The organism is Epilithonimonas sp. JDS (assembly GCF_021261315.1).
In the GTDB taxonomy this organism is placed as follows: domain Bacteria; phylum Bacteroidota; class Bacteroidia; order Flavobacteriales; family Weeksellaceae; genus Epilithonimonas.
The window spans coordinates 877,711-897,067 of sequence record NZ_JAJSAX010000001.1; the positions used below are offsets into that span (position 1 = coordinate 877,711).

The 19,357-nt window shown below is 38.5% G+C and carries 18 protein-coding genes; 8 read left to right on the plus strand and 10 right to left on the minus strand.

All coding sequences use genetic code 11. The features are described 5' to 3' along the window. The first annotated feature begins 112 nt into the window (after window positions 1–112). From LUD75_RS04090 to LUD75_RS04100, 3 genes are read left to right on the plus strand one after another with little or no spacing between them, the layout of a single operon-like run. Complete coding sequence (locus LUD75_RS04090) at window positions 113–940, plus strand: MbnP family protein (protein WP_232704419.1); 828 nt, start codon at window positions 113–115, stop codon at window positions 938–940. Next, complete coding sequence (locus tag LUD75_RS04095; protein ID WP_232704420.1) at window positions 933–2,009, plus strand: cytochrome c peroxidase; 1,077 nt, start codon at window positions 933–935, stop codon at window positions 2,007–2,009. Before LUD75_RS04090 ends, LUD75_RS04095 begins: the two co-directional genes overlap by 8 nt. Next, window positions 2,009–2,959: a transporter gene (locus tag LUD75_RS04100; RefSeq protein WP_232704421.1), complete on the plus strand. Its 951-nt coding sequence runs from the start codon at window positions 2,009–2,011 to the stop codon at window positions 2,957–2,959. The genes LUD75_RS04095 and LUD75_RS04100 overlap by 1 nt, the downstream gene beginning before the upstream one ends. A 114-nt stretch (window positions 2,960–3,073) precedes the next feature. Here the strand turns inward: LUD75_RS04100 and LUD75_RS04105 are convergent, their stop codons facing one another. Next, window positions 3,074–4,303, minus strand: a complete 1,230-nt coding sequence (locus LUD75_RS04105; protein WP_232704422.1) for a hypothetical protein — start codon at window positions 4,301–4,303, stop codon at window positions 3,074–3,076. Between the two features lie 10 nt (window positions 4,304–4,313). Beyond that, window positions 4,314–5,660, minus strand: coding sequence for a DUF4270 family protein (locus LUD75_RS04110; RefSeq protein WP_232704423.1), 1,347 nt, complete (start codon window positions 5,658–5,660; stop codon window positions 4,314–4,316). A 222-nt stretch (window positions 5,661–5,882) separates the two neighbouring features. On the opposite strand from LUD75_RS04110, the gene LUD75_RS04115 reads away from it, so the two are divergent. The 5 genes from LUD75_RS04115 (at window position 5,883) to deoD (ending at window position 9,971) form a co-directional block, all read left to right on the plus strand. Then, the gene (locus tag LUD75_RS04115; RefSeq protein WP_232704424.1) at window positions 5,883–6,866 is read left to right on the plus strand and encodes a kelch-like protein; all 984 of its coding nucleotides are present in this window, start codon (window positions 5,883–5,885) and stop codon (window positions 6,864–6,866) included. Further along, window positions 6,856–7,179 (plus strand): DUF4907 domain-containing protein, encoded by a 324-nt coding sequence (locus tag LUD75_RS04120; protein WP_232704425.1) that lies wholly within the window; start codon window positions 6,856–6,858, stop codon window positions 7,177–7,179. The genes LUD75_RS04115 and LUD75_RS04120 overlap by 11 nt, the downstream gene beginning before the upstream one ends. A 64-nt stretch (window positions 7,180–7,243) precedes the next feature. After that, window positions 7,244–8,281, plus strand: a complete 1,038-nt coding sequence (locus LUD75_RS04125) for a sensor histidine kinase (RefSeq protein WP_232704426.1) — start codon at window positions 7,244–7,246, stop codon at window positions 8,279–8,281. Between the two features lie 2 nt (window positions 8,282–8,283). Then, a complete protein-coding gene (locus LUD75_RS04130) occupies window positions 8,284–8,988 on the plus strand; it encodes a LytTR family DNA-binding domain-containing protein (RefSeq protein WP_232704427.1) in 705 nt (234 codons plus the stop codon). Between the two features lie 275 nt (window positions 8,989–9,263). Next, the gene (gene deoD / locus LUD75_RS04135; protein ID WP_232704428.1) at window positions 9,264–9,971 is read left to right on the plus strand and encodes a purine-nucleoside phosphorylase; all 708 of its coding nucleotides are present in this window, start codon (window positions 9,264–9,266) and stop codon (window positions 9,969–9,971) included. 77 nt (window positions 9,972–10,048) lie between these two features. Here the strand turns inward: deoD and LUD75_RS04140 are convergent, their stop codons facing one another. The 8 genes from LUD75_RS04140 to rpsK form a co-directional block, all read right to left on the minus strand. Next, the gene (locus LUD75_RS04140; protein ID WP_232704429.1) at window positions 10,049–12,601 is read right to left on the minus strand and encodes a M4 family metallopeptidase; all 2,553 of its coding nucleotides are present in this window, start codon (window positions 12,599–12,601) and stop codon (window positions 10,049–10,051) included. 80 nt (window positions 12,602–12,681) lie between these two features. Continuing rightward, window positions 12,682–14,058, minus strand: a complete 1,377-nt coding sequence (locus tag LUD75_RS04145; RefSeq protein ID WP_232704430.1) for a DUF4403 family protein — start codon at window positions 14,056–14,058, stop codon at window positions 12,682–12,684. Between the two features lie 112 nt (window positions 14,059–14,170). Continuing rightward, window positions 14,171–14,590, minus strand: a complete 420-nt coding sequence (locus LUD75_RS04150; RefSeq protein WP_232704431.1) for a hypothetical protein — start codon at window positions 14,588–14,590, stop codon at window positions 14,171–14,173. A 59-nt stretch (window positions 14,591–14,649) separates the two neighbouring features. Beyond that, window positions 14,650–16,656, minus strand: coding sequence for a glycoside hydrolase family 97 protein (locus LUD75_RS04155; protein WP_232704432.1), 2,007 nt, complete (start codon window positions 16,654–16,656; stop codon window positions 14,650–14,652). A gap of 114 nt (window positions 16,657–16,770) precedes the next feature. Next, entirely contained in the window at window positions 16,771–17,289 is a 519-nt protein-coding gene (gene rplQ, locus LUD75_RS04160; protein WP_034973042.1) for a 50S ribosomal protein L17, read from the minus strand. Window positions 17,290–17,297: 8 nt separating this feature from the next. Next, entirely contained in the window at window positions 17,298–18,293 is a 996-nt protein-coding gene (locus LUD75_RS04165; protein ID WP_034973044.1) for a DNA-directed RNA polymerase subunit alpha, read from the minus strand. Between the two features lie 31 nt (window positions 18,294–18,324). Next, entirely contained in the window at window positions 18,325–18,933 is a 609-nt protein-coding gene (gene rpsD, locus LUD75_RS04170; protein ID WP_034962833.1) for a 30S ribosomal protein S4, read from the minus strand. Window positions 18,934–18,957: 24 nt separating this feature from the next. Further along, window positions 18,958–19,347, minus strand: a complete 390-nt coding sequence (gene rpsK / locus LUD75_RS04175) for a 30S ribosomal protein S11 (RefSeq protein ID WP_027383298.1) — start codon at window positions 19,345–19,347, stop codon at window positions 18,958–18,960. Window positions 19,348–19,357: the final 10 nt, after the last annotated feature.

Consider the following 19,357-nt stretch of genomic DNA (forward strand, 5'->3'; position numbering starts at 1 on the left):
GAAAAAGAAAGTCCCAAAAAAAAGCTCCATAGGAGCGAACTGTTAATTTATCTTATAAACATTGAGTTCTTCAATTTGTTTATATTTTCTATCGGACAACATAAAAAATCATATGAAAATCTATAATTTTTTTTCACTATTCCTAATTGCCTTCACCTTAATCACAATCTCATCTTGTTCCAACAACGACGATGACGATATTCAGAACACAGAACCAGGAAATCTCCAACTCAAATTCGAAAACGGATTCAACAACCTTGGAAACATCGTCCTGAATCAAACCACGCAAACCTCGTCGAATGGACAAAAACACCAATTCTCCACGTTGAAATATGTCATCAGCAACATTTCCCTCATCGATGAAAACGGCAACGAGTTCAAATACAGTTATAACAATCCCGACAAAGGCGCCTTCATCATCAACCAAGCAGATGCAAAAGGCGGAATCGTCTACGCCAACCTCACAGAAATCCCAAAAGGAAATTACAAAAAAATCAAGCTCGGATTGGGAATCAGCCCGACTGCTTATTTGATTGGACAAGACGGACAAGGTATTTTCTGGGAAAAAGCCAAGCAGGAAGGAATGGCTTGGTCGTGGTCAGCCGGTTACATTTTCGCAAAACTCGAAGGGAAATACGGAACATCTTCCGCAGACACCGAATTTATGAACCATACAGGAAATATGGGCGACACAACCATTAATGGAACAGCAGACCTTTACCGGGAAGTAGTTTTAGATTTGCCAACAACCGCGAGAGTCAGCAAAGAGATTACACCATCAATTCATATTCTGGCAGATTTCAACCAATATTTGAGTGGACAAACCACTTTGACCTTAAACCAAGCCAACCAAATGGCGATGGGAAGCAGTCCGCATCTGATGAGCGTGAGCAACAACTTAATCCAAATGTTCAAGGTTGACCACGTTCATAATGATTAATCCATTTCAACAATTCCAGAGAGGCCGATTGCGTTCTCTTTGGATTTTCCTTGTTTTCGTTTCAGGAGTTTTAACGTCTTGTTCGAATGAAATTGAAGGCGAAGTTTTCGAGGAAGACAAAGCGTACAATCTGGAAATCCCAACTTATTTTCCGGCTTTGGCTTTTGACATTGAGAAAAATCCGGTCACAGTAAACGGTGTTGCGTTGGGAAAGAAATTATTTTATGAAGGAAAACTATCCCGAAACAATACGATTTCCTGTGGATTTTGTCACATTCAGGAATATGCTTTCACGCACCACGGACATCCAGTCAGTCACGGCATCGATGACAAATTGGGAATGCGAAATGCACCCGCGATTCAAAATATGGCTTGGCTGAAAAATTACACTTGGGACGGCGTGAGTCATAATTTGGATGAACGTTCATTAGTGCCAATCACGACAGATTTTGAAATGGACAGCTCGATTCCGGAAGTGATTTCGAAGTTAAGTGCAGATGCGAATTATAAAAAAATGTTCAAATCGGCTTTTGGTGATGACCAAATTAATGGCGAAAGAATCCTGAAAGCTTTGTCCCAATTTATGGTCACGATGGTTTCTGCAGATTCCAAATACGACCAAGTCAAAAATGGAAAAGCGAGTTTCACGAATGAAGAATCTCAGGGAAAAACTTTATTCGAAAATAAATGTGCGAGTTGTCATTCAGGCGAATTATTCACGGACGAAAGTTACCGAAATACAGGAATGTACTACAATTCGCAATACGATGACCGCGGAAGATATCGCGTAACATTAGATTGGAATGACAATATGAAATTCCGGGTTCCAAGTTTGAGAAATGTAGAATTGACGGCGCCTTATATGCACGACGGCAGATTCTATTCTTTGGAAGCCGTTCTTAATTTCTATTCTGACAATGTGGAAAATCAACCAAACCTCGACCCAATTTTAAAACAAAATGGACACTTAGGAATTGCAATGACAAACTTGGAAAAACAATACATCATTGCTTTCTTGAAAACCTTGACCGACCAAAATTTCATCAATAACAAAAAATTTGCAGAATAATGAAGAAGCTTATATTAATTTTATTATCAATCTTTAATATTTCAATTTCAGCGATTGAGAAAGACAGTCTTTACATTCCGAAATATGACACTCACAATCTTTTGCAGACTCAGGAATTCTTCTGTGACGCTTGCGGTTGCGGTGCTGGAAATGGTTCTTCCGGCTTCGAATCTTTGTTGAATCCACAATTCATCGGCATCAAATATTTCGCACAACATTACAAAGCGAAAGAAAATCTCTTTACGAATGAGTTGACACAAGACCAATATTTCAACACGATTCAGATTTGGGGAAAGATTCCTATTACGGAAAAACTGAGTGTTTATGGAAATCTGCCATTTCAGTTTCACGAGAAGAAGACTTTACAAGGCGACATTAGAATCAGCGGAATCGGCGATGCGATTTTGATGGGAATTTATCAAATCCTTAATTCTAAAAATACGTTTCATCAACTCAATGGAGGATTTGGCGTCAAAATTGCGATTGGAAAGTTTGATGAGAGAGGAATTTCGGGCGTGAATCCAAGTTTCCAGTTGGGAACGGGAAGTTGGGATTATCAATTGGCTCTTAATTATAAATTTCAAAAAAATCTTTTCGCGTTGCTCATTAATACAGATTATAACATCAAAACAGAAAATAAAAAACATTACCAATTTGGAAATCAATGGAATTATGCGCTGACTAGCTTTCAGCGGATTTGGCGAAATGATAATAGCATTATCTCAGGAAAATTGGGATTGCAAGGCGAAGTTTACGATTGGAACAAACAGTTTGGTGAAGTGATGCCTAGAACGGCAGGAAGTGCACTTTACGGGAAAATCGGCTTTGAAGCTTCTTATAAAAAATGGAGCATCGGAAGTGAAGTGATGTTGCCGGCCTACACGAATCTTGCGAGTGGTGATATTGAGGCCAAATCGAGATTTGGATTGTTTGTGAATTTTGGGATTTAAAAATTAATTAAACAAAAAATACGCTCGCTGATTGAGCTGATTTGGCAGATTTTAATGTTAAATAAAAAAGGAGGCGCTTTGTAAAAAGTTCCTCCTTTCATAATATAAATTAAATTAATTGATGTAGCGTTTTGTAAACCATTTATCCAGAAAATCGATGCTGATGTTCAGCATATGATAATTTTCTTTGATGGCAATATTGCTGAAGGCACCGCGTTTTCCGTAACCATAACCGATGTTCAAAACAATTTTGTTCATCGGAACGCCAACGCCAAAAGTAGCTTCCAATTTGTTGATTTCGCGATTGTTGACTTTATAATACCCTGTGTCATAATTGAGACCAAAACGGTAAATTAAAGCTTCGGAAACGTTTGTCGGATTTTTCTTTTCGGGAAGAAGTTCGAAGCCTAAACCGTAAACATTTTGGTTGTAATATTTTTCATTCGTGATTGTGTTTTTAACTTCGCTCCATTTGCTTTGGGTATAATCAAAATTGAAACGGTATCTGTCATTCTTCAAAATGCTGATTCCAACTCCCATTTCCAACGGCAACGTAGAATCTTTGGAAGACAGTTTTGTGGTAAGGCTATTAGTGTAATCTTTATTTTCTGTGTAAACCATTTCTCCTTTTGCATTCAGGTTGCTTTTGAAATTGACGATGGCGCCCAAGGTCAGCTGAAGTCTTTGTTTTGAAAAATATTTGTTAAACTGAGTCCCCAAACCGTAACTGAAGCCAGTATATCTGACATTCCTGCTGATTTCCAGGTCTGAGTTTACAGTGATCGTTTCTAGACGGCTGATGGTTCCGAAGTTATTTTTCACTTTTCCTCCGACGCTCCAGTTATTATTTATTTTGTAACCGGCAGTAATTGCAAGGTTTGTAATGCCGCCGCTGCCTTCATACGTTATTGGATAATTTCCGGAAGTACCTTCGACTGGAATTGTGGAAACAAATTTATAGTTTGTGGAGGTTGTTGGCTGTACACTTGCGCCAATTGAGACTCTGTTAGAAATTCTCATTGCCAAACCTAAGTTTGTAAAATTCCCATTGATCCTTTTGTCAGAACCTTGATTGCTGGAAATATTATCATATTTTAAAGTTCCGCCAACATCGTAGATGACATTTTGCAATCCGATAGTTGTAATGGATGCTGGATTTTTGGAATTGATATAATCCGGAGATTCGAGAGCAATTCCTGTGTTTCCTAATGAAATATTTCTGGCGTTATCTACATTATTGAAAGTTCCAATTCCAAAGTAAGAATAAGGTGAAGAATCCTGCGCTGTTAATTTCTGCGTGAAAATGATTGCAAAAATTATTATTATTTTAATTTTCTGATACATAGATTCTTGTTTAATAGCCTAAGATGTAAAGCTTGAGTTTAGCGGGATTGGTAGAATTCTTTTGGTCTCCCAAAACGGCTTTTCCTGACAGGACATCTGCGTAGGATGAGGGATAGATTAAAATATTATAGTTTGAATCAGAGGTTTCTGTCAGGATTGTACTGATATAATTCAACAGATCAAAATTGTACGCATAATCACTTTGAAACTCACTGTCTGCAGTAAGGCTGACCTGGATCTCAGTTGTGCCGTCCGTTTGAAGGAAAGTGGAGGTTATATTATTTTTTTTGTCTCCCGCATAATAGTACAATGGTGTTGGATTGTAAAAAGCCTTTGAATAATAACCTGCAACAGGACTTACCGACAGATCTGCACTGATAATTTTGTAATTCGTGTAAAGATTTTTCAAAGTTTTGAGGTAAGGAATTTCCACCTTTGTATAAACGCCAATTCCCGCCATCAGATAAGATCGGTTTCCTGAATTCTTGGACTCGATAGGATTGCTTGGTGTAAGTCCTGCGAGGTCGGAACCGCTAAAGTCGCTTTTGATCTTGTTGTATTGGTAAGTTGTGCTTGGATTCAAATCCAATGTGTATTTCACTTCTTCCGTTCCATTTACAGAAGTTGTGTGATAATACATCCGTACCACATTTGAGACTTTCTCCTTGGTTACATTGCTGATCTGAGCCTGATAAGAAGAACTAATCCCAAAACGAAGCATCGCATTATTATCGGAAGACGGCACCAATGCTAGGCCTTTAAAGAAATTAAGGAAATATTCCTGACTGTTGGCATCTTTACTTTTCAGAAGATTAAAAATACTCTGCCCGTAAGACTGATCCAGCTTGACTTTCACAAAACTGCTGTCGGTATTTGGTCTCGGAAGAAACTCCGCATTGCCAATTGATGTTGATGAATATTTGAGATCACTTTTATTATAAAGATATCCGTTGCTGTTGAGCTTGATACGGTCAACCATCGGCTGAACATCCAGCTTGAAGGCTTTCAAAGTATCACCGTAATAAAAATCATTATTCGTGAGATACAATACAATAGAATCAAAAACAACATTGGTTGTAGCTGCCAGCGAGTAACTCTCCGGCGTAAGTTCAAACATCGAAGCTGAGTTGACTGTTCCAAATGTATGATCCTTAATATTACCTATTAAAATTGCACTTTTCCCGGATGTAGTCACAGAGTCTTTCATAATGGTGGACATCTTCAGCGTCAATGTATCTATCATCACGACTTTGGACTGGGCAGACGTCAAAGAATTTCCTACTTCATACGTGTTGCTTTCTCTTTCACAAGAAAATAGAAGGAGGATTGCAGCACACAACAATACATATTTGTACATTTTTTTCTGTAAACATACGGGCGTAGAAGCTGGAGCTAAAATATTTTCTTCCTTTCTCTGTTAGTTTTCGACAACCAAAGCATTTCTGTAGATCGATTTGGTTTTTTATAATGAATGATAAACTGTCGAAACTAAAAGGGCATTTAACGACAAAAAAAGCGCGTTCGTCTAAAAAATTTTCAAATCAGATCAGAATGAAATTCATTTGCATCAAAAATAAGAATGGACAACAAAGTTTCGGTTTTAATTCTTGCCCTTGCAGGAATGTTTCTATTATCAAGCTGTAAAAATGACGATGATGATGATGAGTTGGTAGGAAATTGGGTGCGGGTTTCCGATCTGGATGGCAAGCCACGTTCCAATGCTTCTGCTTTTGTGGTAAACGGCAAAGGATATCTTACCGGAGGCTATGATGGCGAATATTATTATAATGATCTGTGGAGCTACGATCCGGACGCTAATTCGTGGACACAGAAAGCAGATTTTCCCGGTGTGAAAAGAAGTTCGGCGGTTGGTTTTGCTACAACATCATTCGGTTACGTCGGGACCGGTTATGACGGCGTAAACAAACTGAAAGATTTCTACAAATACGATCCTTCCTCTAACGCTTGGAGTCAGATACAAGATTTTCCGGGAACTGCAAGATATGCGGCACTGGCTTTCGGTGTTGGCAGCAAAGGCTTTGTAGGAACTGGATATGACGGCAGCGAATTAAAAGATTTTTACAAATATGACGAAGCTGCGTCTGCCTGGACCAACATCGTAAGTCTTGGCGGAACCAAGAGAAGAGATGGTGCTGCATTTGTGATCAACGGAATTGCTTATGTCGGATTCGGAACCAACAACGGAAGTCTGGTTTCAGATTTCTGGGCATTTGATCCATCGGCAGAAAACTGGAGCCGAAAAGCTGATACCAGCAACGACGACGATTCTCAGAACAGAGCTTCCCCGGCAGCGTTCGCAGCAAATGGATTGGGTTATGTTTCTACAGGATCTGTAAGCGGCGTGTCCAATACAACTTGGGAATACAGCCCTTATTCAGACGACTGGACAGAGCGAACCAACTTCCAGGGATCTTCCAGAGAGAGCGCAGTGGCTTTTTCATTTGGAACTTACGGTTATGTTTTGACGGGAAACAGCGGCTCTTCTTACTTTGATGACATCTGGGTTTTCCATCCTACAGAAACTGATAATGATGATGACTAGACCATTTTGGAACTTACTATTGGTTTTAGGTTTAGTATTAATTTCCTGTCAGAAGAAGCGCAATGAGCTTGATATTAAAATTACAAACCAGAAAACAGGCTATGGTTATCAGATTATTAAGAACAAAAAAACCTTGATCAGTCAGCCCTACATTCCGGCCATTCCGGGAGAGCAGGTTTTCAAAGACAGCCTGCAGGCGCGCAGAACAGCTGATCTGGTCATTAAAAAAATAGGGAAATCTTCCTTTCCCAGGATCTCGGTAGATGAACTGGACTCTATGAAGATTGAATACGAGATCCAAAAACTTCAGTAGCAATGATTCCTTCGATTCTTTTATCGGAGGAATTTTGCGCATTAAAAAAAGAATAAAAAAAGTTATGATTATCCCTTTCAAAAGAATCAAATCCACTTACATCTACCATTGTGTCATCTGGATTATTCTGATTTTCTTCAAACTCATTATGGATTATTCCTTTTTCGGAAATCTGATGTTACTAATGAATTTGAAAGTATTCGTTGTTTTTATGGCGATTTTTTATATCAATTACGGTCTATTTCTGCCGTTTATCATTAAACAAAATCCAAGAACGAGAATCACGATTGTCTTCACCTTCGTCATATTGTATATTGCATCATTTATATTTTTTATGCCGCATCATCCGCCATTTCCGCCGAAAGAATTTCCGAAACCCGGCAGGATGATGAAGCCTTTTGAACACGGACTCAATTTCCACGATATGTTTTTCAAGATTGGGCTGTTCTCAATCATTTTCAGCACTTTGCTTTTCTTTGTGGATAAATGGCTGGAGAATCAGAAGATGATCAAAGCATTGGAATTTGAGAGACAGTCCAGCGAACTGAAAATCCTGAGGGAACAAATCAATCCGCACTTTTTCTTTAATGCTTTGAACAGTATTTATTCCCTTTCCATCACAAAGTCCAAAGATACGCCGAGAGTGATTCTGATATTATCGGACATTATGAGGTATGTGCTGAATGATAAAAACGGGCAGAAAAACAATCTGAATGATGAGATCATTAATATCAAAAAATACATCGAGATACAGTCCATTCGATTTAATAAATTCAATAATATCAACTGGCAGTTCTATGGAAACTTCGAAGCGCATCAAATCGAACCGCTTCTGTTACTGACTTTTATTGAAAATGCTTTCAAATATGCAGATTTCAAGAAAGGTCCTTTGGATATTCTGATTAATTTGAAAGATGGTGTTCTTAACTTTAATGTAAAGAATTTTTACGAAACGAAACCAAGCGAAAGAACTGCTAACAACAAGCTCGGAATCAAAAACACCAAAATGAAACTGGATCTACTATATCCCGAAAAATACAAGCTGGACATCCATGATAACGGATCCGAATACGAAATAAATCTAACCCTTCAACTGGACTAAAAATGAATTGCATCATTGTAGATGACGAAGAATTGGCGCATCACGTTATAGAAGAATATATCTCCAGAATCCCCTTCCTGAATCTTGTGGCCAACTGCTACGACATCCAGGAAACCATCGGTGTTTTGCAGAACAGCAGCGTGGATCTGATCTTTCTGGACATCAATCTTCCCAACATTTCCGGCATCGAGTTTCTGAAAAGCTTCAACAAACTCCCAAATGTCATTATCACAACAGCTTATGATAATTGTGCCATTCAGGGTTTTGAGATGGATGTGATTGATTATTTATTAAAGCCATTCTCTTTCGAAAGATTCCTGAAGGCGGCTTACAAAAGTTACAATCTATCGAATAATAAAAAGTTGCTACAGGAAACAACGGCTGCACTTAAAGAATCTTTCATCTTCGTACGATCCAACAACGAAGATGTGAAGCTGAATCTGGAAGAGATTACAAGAATCAATGCGCTCAAAGATTACATCATAATTTACACCAACACCCGTAAACTGATCGTGCATCAAACAATGAAATCGATAATGGAGAAAATCAATTATGAGAATTTTATCCGGGTTCATAATTCGCATATCGTATCGCTTCATCATCTGCAAAGTGTGGGGAAAAACAGCATTATGATCGGCGATGAGAGAATTCCTGTAAGCGAAAAGTACAAGCCGTTTCTGACAGGAATTATCGACAGATATAAATAAAATGATAAAGATTTAATCGTCAATCCAAAGTTTAGTTAAATTTGAAAAAACACCCCTTGTAAGTTCCTCTGGATCGGCCGCTACACGTGTGCGCAGAGACAAATGCCTCGTGTGCGCATGCGTGGACTCGTCTCTGCGCACGCGTCCGTTCTCCTCTGCGCATGATTTAGACGGACGATGCGCAGCAGCTAAGAATGTGGTCCAATTTTCTTAAAAATCGGTTTCAGTAATCGGAATATAAATTTTATATTCACGGTCTTAAAAAATCATTGAATATGAGTGTTCACATTAGTGCTAAAAAAGGAGAAATCGCCAAAACAGTTTTGATGCCCGGCGATCCGCTAAGAGCTAAATATATTGCTGATAATTTCCTGACCGATGCAAAACTGGTAAGCCAGACCAGAAATATTTTCTTCTACACGGGACTTTATAAAGGCAAAGAAATCACCGTTGGAGCGAGCGGAATGGGATTTCCAAGTATTGGAATCTATTCTTTTGAATTGTTTACAGAATACGAGGTTGAGACGATCATCAGAATCGGAACTTGTGGTGCTTACACGCCGGAACTGAAATTATTTGACATTCTAAACGTAGAAAATGCCGCGAGTGAAAGTACCTATGCAAAGTTTGCGTGGGGAATTGAGGAAGATATCATTGCCAACCAAGGTTCTGCTTTTGATAAAATTAATGAAACTGCTAGAGAATTAGGACTTGATGCGAAAGCAACCAACATCCATTCTAGCGATATCTTCTACAGAAAAGATCCTGCTGTTCCGGAAATTGCTGTGAGACACAATTGTCCGGCTGTAGAGATGGAAGCTTTTGCACTGTTTGCCAATGCTAAACATTTAGGTAAAAATGCAGCGACAATTTTAACGGTTTCTGATATTATTCCAACGAAAGAATTTATCTCGGCAGACCAGAGAGAAAGTGCTTTGAGAACGATGATGGAATTGTCTTTGGAAACGGCTTTGAAGTTTTAATCGACGTTAATTATTGAAATAAAAAAATGCTTCTGAGATTTCAGAAGCATTTTTATTGGTTTTAAGGTTTCGGAATATTATTTCTTGATCACTTTTACAGAGTTGCTTTCTGTTTCAGAATTTACTTTTAAAATATAAGTTCCATTAAGAAGCTGGCTCATATCCAATGAAGCTTTGTTTACATTATTCACATTGAATTTCTGAATCAACTGTCCAGTAGCGCTGTAAACTTCCACATTTTTCAGACTTGTATTTTTGCTATTCTGAATCGTCACAAATCCTGAAGTCGGATTCGGATACACTTGAATTCCGTTTTGCTTCTGGGTATCCTCTACCGCCAGAACGCTGCAGTTGTACACATAAACCTCGTCCAGATACCAGCCTTCAATACCATTGCATCCATCCGTTCCCATCTCGAAACGGAATTTGATATTAGATCCGGAAACCACACCTATTTTTGAAAGATCGATCACACTTTGTCCCCAGCTTCCGCCAAGAGAACCGCCGTCTGTACCAGTGAAAGCACGCTGTCCTTTCAAAGGATTGTCATTGCTTGCTGTTCCGTCCAAAGTGCTGTTGTAACCATTTTGAGTAAATGCCGTTATTGGAAGTAATGTCCACGCACCGCCATTCAAACTGTATTTGATATTGCCGCCATCCCAAGTAGCTTCTGTTGCTACATAGTGGTTGAACGCCATCTCATATTTCCCACCGGAGAAAGCCGGAATCGTAATCTGCGGACTCTCCAGACGAAGAATACCGTTTTGAAGATTGGATGCGCAATCCCCGTTGATAGGATCTACCGCAAAAATTGCTTTTCCTGTTCTACCTTTTGGTAAATTATCTTTAACAGTCCAGTCTCTCGCTTCCCAAGTGGATGGTTTTGTAGGAACATTGGAAACCGTCCAGTTTCCTAAGCCATTTTCCCAAGTCTCTTTGAGCAAAGGATTAGATGTTGCGCTAGCACAAAGATCCGGAACCGGTTTCAGAAGCGGTGTGTAATTACATTGCGTAGCCGGCGAAGATCTCAGCTGAACTGCCAGAATTCCGTTTCTGATATTCTGAAGATCTGCTGAGGTAAACATTTGCCCAGATTGTCCGGCTGCTGTTCCTGAAGTAGATAATCCCTGAAGATTGATACCAATCAAATCGTTGGCTGCTGCTTCCAGAGCGTCCGCAAAGTTTGCAAAATCGCTGGTCGCTGTCAGATAAGTGGTCTGAGCTTTCCACCAAAGGTGTGCTGCTTTCACAAATCCAATTCCTGTCATCGTGTAACCATTGTAAGTTCCGCCATCTACCAGCAAAGCATATAAATGGTTGGTAACACCGGAATTGGTATGCACTCCTCCACTATCAGTTGTTCCGCAGAAATAGTTGGATGTATCCAGCACTTTTGCAGGATCGCCGTTACAGTTTGGATTCCACATGTCACGGATGGCACCGCCAAAAGCTGTGGCATCTTCACCCATTTTCCAACGGACAGATCCCGGATTGCAGGCTGTAGTTGTTCTAACACTAAGATTTTCGCCTTCGTCCTGATAATTATTTATAATGTCAATCGTTTCTCCCCAGACATCAGAGTAAGATTCATTCAACGCGCCGGATTGGTATTGATAAATCAAACCACTGGTGTACTCTGTGTAAGCGTGTCCCCACTCGTGAGCGATCACGTCATCTGTTGCCGTTCCGTCGCAATAGCCTGCGTAAGTTCCGTTCCATCTTGCATTAGGACAAGAGATGGTAGGATCGTTATTTACAGTTATCATAGAATGATCGGCTGCGTCATAAGAAACATAACCGAACGCATTTTTGAAGAAATTGTAAACGTGTTCAGAAGTGGTCACTTCATTTTGCTGCCAGATGCTGAGCGTTCCCGGGAAAGCGTCGCCTTCTTTCCATTTTAGGTTGGCAGCGTTGGTATTGGTTTCGTATAATTTTCTGTCGATGGGATGAATTCCTGTGAACTGATCCACCAATTCCCCCGTGTGAGCATCGATGAACAGGAATTCTCTGACATCTACTTTATTGGTCACTTCTACTTCATAAGCCAGATAAGAAGTTACAAAGCCCCCTTGAACCAGATTTTTCGGAAAGATCAAAAGGTTGGTTTTCGCTGCTTGCAAAGGTTTGTTCGACTTATTCAGATCCTGTTTTGAAACTAAACTTTTTGCGATATTTTCTGCGTCACCAGAAGAAATATCTGGTGTCACATTCACCTTGATATTAGAAATTGCATTTCCGTTGATGGAAGACAATTCTTCCTTGCTGTTAAAATGGAATTTCAAAAGGGCGTCATAAACGGGAATGCCTTGGTGCTGCTGTCTGTAGATCACGTTTTTTAATCCGTAATTATCCGTCTTCTCTTCTACGAAAACCAAATCATTAACAGATTTCAGGTTAAATGCTTTGAAATTTTCTACTAAAAATTCTGCAGATTTGGCTTTTGCGCCAGCCGATTTCAGCTTTAGAGCATTAGCATTTCCGAAAAGAATAAAGTTGGGATTGGAAGTACTGTTACTGATGGTAACGTTGGCATTTGTTTGTTTTTTGAGCTTTGCCAATTCTTTTGATTCCTGAGCGAAACCGCAAGTGTAAGCCAGTGCAAGGAGTAGAGTTACTGTCTTCTTCATTTTTAAATTTTATTGAAAACAAATATACCTATTATTCCCTGCATTATACTTAACGATAAATGTTAAATATTGAGAAATCACTAAAAACTCAAACCTGAAACATTCATTTGCAACTGCGCTTTGGTATCAATAACTATTGTAATATATTTTTCTGACAAAAGAAATTTTGTTGGTTTCAGATCTAAGACATTTCCTTGCAGTTTGATGCCTTTTACATACTCTTTGTTGAAGTTTTCCATCATACTTTTTCTGGAGGAATTTTCGATGTCCAAAAGCGGAATACCGTAATCCTTCTCAATCATTCTTCGGATTTTCCCTTCAAATAAAACAGTCAGGGTTTTCTGAAAGAAGTTCTTCGTTTTAAGATTGAAATCCGTGACATCGAGTTTGATCTTATGTTCTTCCGCACTGTAGAATGGTTTTCCTTTGATGAAAGCTGTTCCATTGACTTCGCCCGTCGTTTGCGCTTCGATCACGACGTTTTCTTTTTCTTGATAGACTTTGATGTCCGTAATCTTTACTTTTTTATCCTCGCTGCTCATCGCAAATTCTTTATTAAGGAATTGTTGTTTTGCAATCCTTGTGGCTTCATTAAAACTGATATTCGCAGTCGTTTGAAGATTGAAGATGTTTTGAAGATTGGGATTCAATGTAAAATTCGGAATCGTGTTGACATCTCTCGTTGCAAGCGGAATTTGCCCGACATAGGTTTCGGAATAAAGGTCGATCCCGATGGTCATTTTGATTTTATCTTGAAAAACCTGAAGTGGCGACATATAAGTGCTTTGAGGCGAAATTTTTAGCCACGTGTTATATTCTTCAGAAACATTGATGGGTTTTGAAAATTGATTCCAAGCCATCACGAGATAAGGCTGAAGGTTGAACTGTGATTTGATCTGCTGATCGATGATGGTCGTGAATTTATTCTGTTGTTCTTTCAACGTACTTTCAATTAGTGGTGCAATCGGGATCTTAATTTTCCTGTAATCCAAAACCGGTTTTTGTGTCCAAACAAATCCTGCCGTTGTGGTTTTGGTATTCAATCTCCAATCGGATGAGGCCGAAATATTCGTAATAAAATTCATTATCAAATTGAAGTTCGTGTCCTGATAAACATAATACCCGAAAGTTCCATAGCCTTTTTGTGCCCATATTTTCAACGGAACAGAGATCATCAATCGATTTCCTGTCAATGCTTTTATGGCAATGTTGCCTTGCTTCTCAACTTTCACTTTGAACTGGTCATTGTTGTTGTCTGTGTAGGATTGATCTTCATACAAAACACCTTTCACAGATTGATTGATCAAACTATTGATCTCCGAAATCGGAAGTGAAACCGGCAAAGTGATATTGGATTTGATCTTTGGCAACGTGTAAACCGGCTCTGATGCTTGAGAGCAAGCGATAAAACTTAACAATAAAAAATATAATGATGTGAACTTTCGAATTGGATTCATAACTGTTTTTGATGAAATTTAAAACGCAAAATTAATGGTTTTATTAATGCTAAAAACAAAAGAGAGCAGGGAAATCCTACTCTCTTTATATAACTTCTAATCATTAATTGACTTAAATATAACCAATGTCACAGTTTGTAGCAATCCATTTTCCATTAATATATTCAATAAAAGTTATGACATCTATATTTTTATTACTTATCATATAACGTATTTGAAATTTTGTAGGAGATATTTTTTTGTAAAAATAAATTTCAATTAAATTATCTTCATTTCGTATATCATTAATTTTATCATTTAATAGTTTTCCAAAAAATTTTATCCGTCTTTTCAAAGGATTCTCCAATTTGTAAAAGGAAATGAAATATTTATTATGCTTACCAAATTTTAAATGATGTCCACTTCTCAAATCTGCAAAAGAATTTAAAGACAACTCGATGAGTGTCGAAATATCTTCTTTTGGTGCATCATAAATTATTTCACTTTTTTTACAACCAATTATTATAAATATTACTAAAAGATAGTGCTTCATTCTATTAATAATTTAAGTTTCAAACACTTACTAAAGTTAAATAAATCTTTAAATAGCGTTTAAAGCTTTGTCAAAATCATCGCAACCCCACCACTTCTCGCCAAGTCAATTGACAAGATTGTTTTGCTATCAACTTCTTTCTCTTCGATGATGATTGGATACGGATTCGTTTCGTAGTCCGCACCTTTCCCATCACGGAAGATCTTCGCTTTGTATTTTTTATTTGGATCCAGGAACTTCAAATCTAGTTTTACAGTCCTCGCATCTTTGTTGGTGATGCTTCCCAGAAACCAATTATCAGTCGCTTTATCTCTTCTGGCAATCGTCACAAACTCTCCGATCTTCGCATCTGGAACTACCGTTTTGCTCCAATCTGTCGGGCAAGAGGTGATGAATTCGAAAGCTGGATTGTTCTCATAATTCTCGATCATATCAGATGCCATTTGAAGCGGGCTGTAGATGACAACGGACAATGCCAACTGCTTCGCCAAGGTCGTGTGAACCTTCGTATTTGGCAAGACAGGATTTGTGAAATTGAAAGTTCCCGGCGTGAAGTCGATTGGACCAGCTAAACCTCTCGTAAAAGGAATAATCGTTGTGTGTTCCGGCGGATTGCCACCATCTTTGGACCATGCATCCCATTCCTGACCTCTCACGCCTTCCTGCGTCATCAGATTCGGGAGTGTTCTCTGCAAGCCTGTCGGCATTACGGGTTCATGATTGTCGATCATAATTTTGTGCTTCGCCGCTTCCTCAATGACTTTTCTGTAATGGCGAACGCCGTATTGGCTGCTGTGTGGTTGTTTGCCATCCAATTTCCCGCCAACGTAACCGGTTTTTACCACATCAACACCAAACTTTTTGTAATAATCAAAAGCATCACTCATTTGGTTTTCATAGTTCACCGTGTTTCCGGCTGTCTCGTGGTGACCAATTAAAGTTACATTTTTGGACTTCGCGTAATCTGTGATCTTCTTGATGTCAAAATCTGGATACGGTTCTGTAAACTTGAAATCTTTCCAATCTTCCCAACCTTTGTTCCAACCTTCCACCAAAACGCCTGAGAACTTATGTTTTGCAGCGAAGTCAATATATCTTAAAACATTCTCGGTATTTGCACCGTGTTTTGGTCCGGCTTTCCAAGTGTACTTTTCCATATGGATCGCCCACCAGATGCCGATGTATCTTCCAGGTTTGATCCACGACACGTCTCCAAGTTTGTTTGGTTCGTTCAGATTCAACATCAATCTAGAAAGCATCAGGTCACCTGCAGAATTGGCAATGATCATTGTTCGCCAAGGTGTGTTGAAAGGTCCCTTAGCAAATACTTTTTCGCCAGTTGCCCAAGGTGTGAGATAACTTTTCAGTTTAGTTGAATTTCCAACTTTTGCGAGATTCATTGAGGCGTAATCGGTTAGATTTGCCTGATGAACTGTGAGGAACAAGCCTGACTTGGTTTCCATTGTCAAAGGTGTTGCAACTGTGTCTATTTTTGTAATTGGATTGGACTTGAACAAGCCTTCGTAAAATTCTGTATTGTAAGGAATCGACCAGGTTTTGTGGTCCTCAGGAAAATTGAATTCCGTCAACTCATCCATTATGACAAATTCATTCAGATTCTTTTGTTTAGGAAACTCGTATCGGAAACCGAAACCGTCGTCATAGACTTTAAAATCGATGATGAATTCTCTCGAAAGCTTTGAATTGTCCTTAACCAAGACCTTCATCTCATTGTAATGGTTTCGAACCTCGATTTCTTCGCCCCAAGGCTGCTTCCAGGTTTCATCAAACTTAGAATGGGAAATATTTTTAACCAAAAGATTGTCTTTAAGCGAACCATCTTTCAATTCAAATCCTAGAAAAGATGGATCTAGAATAGACTTTCCTTCTTTGGAAACTTTGTAATAGATCTTGGATTTATCTAATCCTACTTCCAAGACGATCTTCCCATCGGGAGATTTAACGGTGTTATTCTTGAGTGTCTGTGCGAATGTCATCGGGGAAAATCCTATCAACACGACAAACAGACAGAAGATCTTCAGCAGATCTTTGTGGTGTAATTTCATTAATACTAATTTTTAAGGTTTATATATATCTACAAAAATACACTATTGAAATTAACCTATAAAAAAAACCATCCCTAAAAAAGAGATGGTTTTGTATTTAAAAACTCAGAATTCTTATTCTTCAGTTTTTTCTTCTGTAGAAGTTTCAGCAGCAGGCGTTTCCTCAACTTTAGCTTCAGTAGCTTCCACAGCAGCAGTTTCCTTTTTAGGAGCTGCAGTAGATCTTCTACTTCTTCTGGTTGTTTTCTTCTCTTCTGCGTTTGGATTGTAGATCTCGTTGAAATCTACCAACTCGATCATTGCCATATCGGCAGCATCACCAAGTCTGAAACCAGTTTTGATGATTCTTGTGTAACCACCGTTTCTTTCAGCGATTTTAGGAGCTACAGTTCTGAACAATTCAGTCACAGCTTCTTTACTTTGTAGGTAAGAGAAAACTGTTCTTCTATTGTGCGTTGTATCTTCTTTAGCTTTTGTAAGGAGTGGTTCCACGTAAACTCTTAAAGCTTTCGCTTTAGCAACAGTAGTGTTGATTCTTTTATGTTCAATTAGTGAACAAGCCATATTAGCAAGCATTGCTTTTCTATGCGGGGCTGTTCTCCCTAAGTGATTTATTTTCTTTCCGTGTCTCATTGTAAGGATTATTTATCAGCGTCTAACTTATATTTTGCAACATCAAACCCGAAATTAAGTCCTTTTGAGTGAACCAATTCTTCAAGTTCTGTTAAAGATTTTTTACCAAAATTTCTGAATTTCATCAAATCAGATTTACTGAAAGATACCAATTCTCCAAGCGTTTCTACTTCAGCTGCTTTCAGACAGTTTAGGGCTCTTACAGAAAGATCCATATCTGCTAATTTTGACTTAAGAAGTTGTCTTGTGTGAAGGGTTTCTTCATCGTATTGGATAGAAGCTTTTACAGCCTCGGTCTCTAATGTGATTCTCTCATCGGAGAACAACATAAAGTGATAGATCAAGATCTTAGAAGCTTCTGTCAAAGCGTTCTGAGGTGTGATAGATCCATCAGTTTCAATATCCAATACTAATTTTTCGTAATCTGTTTTTTGCTCTACACGGTAATTTTCGATACTATATTGTACTTTCTTGATAGGTGTAAAGATAGAGTCAATAGCAATAGTGCCAACAGGCGCATTGTTTGATTTGTTCTGATCAGACGGAACATATCCTCTTCCTTTTTCTACGTTGAAAGTAATTTCAAACGTTACATCTTTAGCCAAAGTTGCGATAACCAAATCTGGGTTAAGGATCTCAAAATTAACGATTGAGTCTCCTAAATCTCCAGCAGTTACGACTTCTTTCCCAGTGATCTTTGCAGTGATCTGCTCGCTTCCTGGATTTTCAGTTTTTGCTTTAAGACGAAGTTGTTTAAGATTAAGAATGATTTCAGTAACATCTTCGATCACTCCTGGTATAGTTGAAAATTCGTGCTCTACGCCTTCTATTTTGATAGATGAAATAGCATATCCTTCCAGAGAAGATAGTAAAACTCTTCTCAATGCATTACCGATTGTAAGCCCGAAACCTTGTTCAAGAGGTCTGAATTCAAATTGACCTTTAAAATCAGTCGAGTTTAAAAGGATTACTTTATCGGGTTTTATAAATGTTAAAATTGCCATAGTCTGGTTGAGCAAAAATTTGAAAAAATTATTATTTAGAGTATAATTCGACGATTAACTGTTCTTTGATGTCCTCAGGAATCTGAATTCTCTCAGGAGCAGTCGTAAAAGTACCAGTTTTTTTCTCGTCATTGAATTGTAACCACTCATAATTTGCTTTGTAAGCTAGAGCGTCAGCAATTACTTCAAGAGATTTTGATTTCTCTCTGATAGCAATCACGTCACCAGCTTTTAGCAAATAAGAAGGAATGTTTACCAGCTCTCCGTTCACAGTGATGTGTCTGTGAGAAACTAGTTGTCTAGCTCCAGCTCTGGTTTTAGCAAAACCTAATCTGAAAACGACGTTATCCAATCTTGATTCGCAAAGTTGCAATAGGACTTCACCTGTTACACCTTTACTTCTATGAGCTTTGTCGAAAAGGTTAGCAAATTGTTTCTCAAGGATACCGTACGTGTACTTAGCTTTTTGCTTTTCCATCAACTGTACTGCATACTCAGATTTCTTTGATCCTCTTCTTTTGTTTGCACCGTGTTGTCCAGGTGGTTGATTTTTTCTTTTCTCGAAGTTTTTGTCATCTCCGAAAATTGCTTGACCAAATTTTCTAGCAATTTTTGTTTTAGGGCCAATATATCTTGCCATTGTTTTAGATTTGAGGTTAAAAGATTATACTCTTCTTCTTTTAGGTGGACGACATCCGTTGTGTGGCATAGGCGTCACGTCAACGATCTCGCTTACTTCAATCCCTGAGTTATGTAAAGTTCTGATTGCAGACTCTCTACCAGCACCTGGACCTTTTACAAACACCTTAACTCTTCTAAGACCAGCTTCGAAAGCTACCTGAGAACAGTTTTCTGCAGCCATTTGAGCTGCGAATGGAGTATTCTTTTTAGAACCTCTGAAACCCATTTTACCGGCAGAAGCCCAAGAGATAACTTCTCCTGCTTTATTTGTTAAAGAAATGATGATGTTATTGAAAGAAGCTTGAATATGCGCTTCACCAATAGCCTCAACTTTTACTTTTCTTTTCTTAACTACTTTTGTTTGTTTTGCCATAATTCCTAAC

Bases quoted from the DNA above. Each gene is read 5' to 3' on its own strand.
- LUD75_RS04090 (WP_232704419.1), top strand. From the start codon at position 113: ATGAAAATCTATAATTTTTTTTCACTATTCCTAATTGCCTTCACCTTA.
- LUD75_RS04095 (WP_232704420.1), top strand. From the start codon at position 933: ATGATTAATCCATTTCAACAATTCCAGAGAGGCCGATTGCGTTCTCTT.
- LUD75_RS04100 (WP_232704421.1), top strand. From the start codon at position 2,009: ATGAAGAAGCTTATATTAATTTTATTATCAATCTTTAATATTTCAATT.
- LUD75_RS04105 (WP_232704422.1), bottom strand. From the start codon at position 4,303: ATGTATCAGAAAATTAAAATAATAATAATTTTTGCAATCATTTTCACG.
- LUD75_RS04110 (WP_232704423.1), bottom strand. From the start codon at position 5,660: ATGTACAAATATGTATTGTTGTGTGCTGCAATCCTCCTTCTATTTTCT.
- LUD75_RS04115 (WP_232704424.1), top strand. From the start codon at position 5,883: ATGGACAACAAAGTTTCGGTTTTAATTCTTGCCCTTGCAGGAATGTTT.
- LUD75_RS04120 (WP_232704425.1), top strand. From the start codon at position 6,856: ATGATGACTAGACCATTTTGGAACTTACTATTGGTTTTAGGTTTAGTA.
- LUD75_RS04125 (WP_232704426.1), top strand. From the start codon at position 7,244: ATGATTATCCCTTTCAAAAGAATCAAATCCACTTACATCTACCATTGT.
- LUD75_RS04130 (WP_232704427.1), top strand. From the start codon at position 8,284: ATGAATTGCATCATTGTAGATGACGAAGAATTGGCGCATCACGTTATA.
- deoD (WP_232704428.1), top strand. From the start codon at position 9,264: ATGAGTGTTCACATTAGTGCTAAAAAAGGAGAAATCGCCAAAACAGTT.
- LUD75_RS04140 (WP_232704429.1), bottom strand. From the start codon at position 12,601: ATGAAGAAGACAGTAACTCTACTCCTTGCACTGGCTTACACTTGCGGT.
- LUD75_RS04145 (WP_232704430.1), bottom strand. From the start codon at position 14,058: ATGAATCCAATTCGAAAGTTCACATCATTATATTTTTTATTGTTAAGT.
- LUD75_RS04150 (WP_232704431.1), bottom strand. From the start codon at position 14,590: ATGAAGCACTATCTTTTAGTAATATTTATAATAATTGGTTGTAAAAAA.
- LUD75_RS04155 (WP_232704432.1), bottom strand. From the start codon at position 16,656: ATGAAATTACACCACAAAGATCTGCTGAAGATCTTCTGTCTGTTTGTC.
- rplQ (WP_034973042.1), bottom strand. From the start codon at position 17,289: ATGAGACACGGAAAGAAAATAAATCACTTAGGGAGAACAGCCCCGCAT.
- LUD75_RS04165 (WP_034973044.1), bottom strand. From the start codon at position 18,293: ATGGCAATTTTAACATTTATAAAACCCGATAAAGTAATCCTTTTAAAC.
- rpsD (WP_034962833.1), bottom strand. From the start codon at position 18,933: ATGGCAAGATATATTGGCCCTAAAACAAAAATTGCTAGAAAATTTGGT.
- rpsK (WP_027383298.1), bottom strand. From the start codon at position 19,347: ATGGCAAAACAAACAAAAGTAGTTAAGAAAAGAAAAGTAAAAGTTGAG.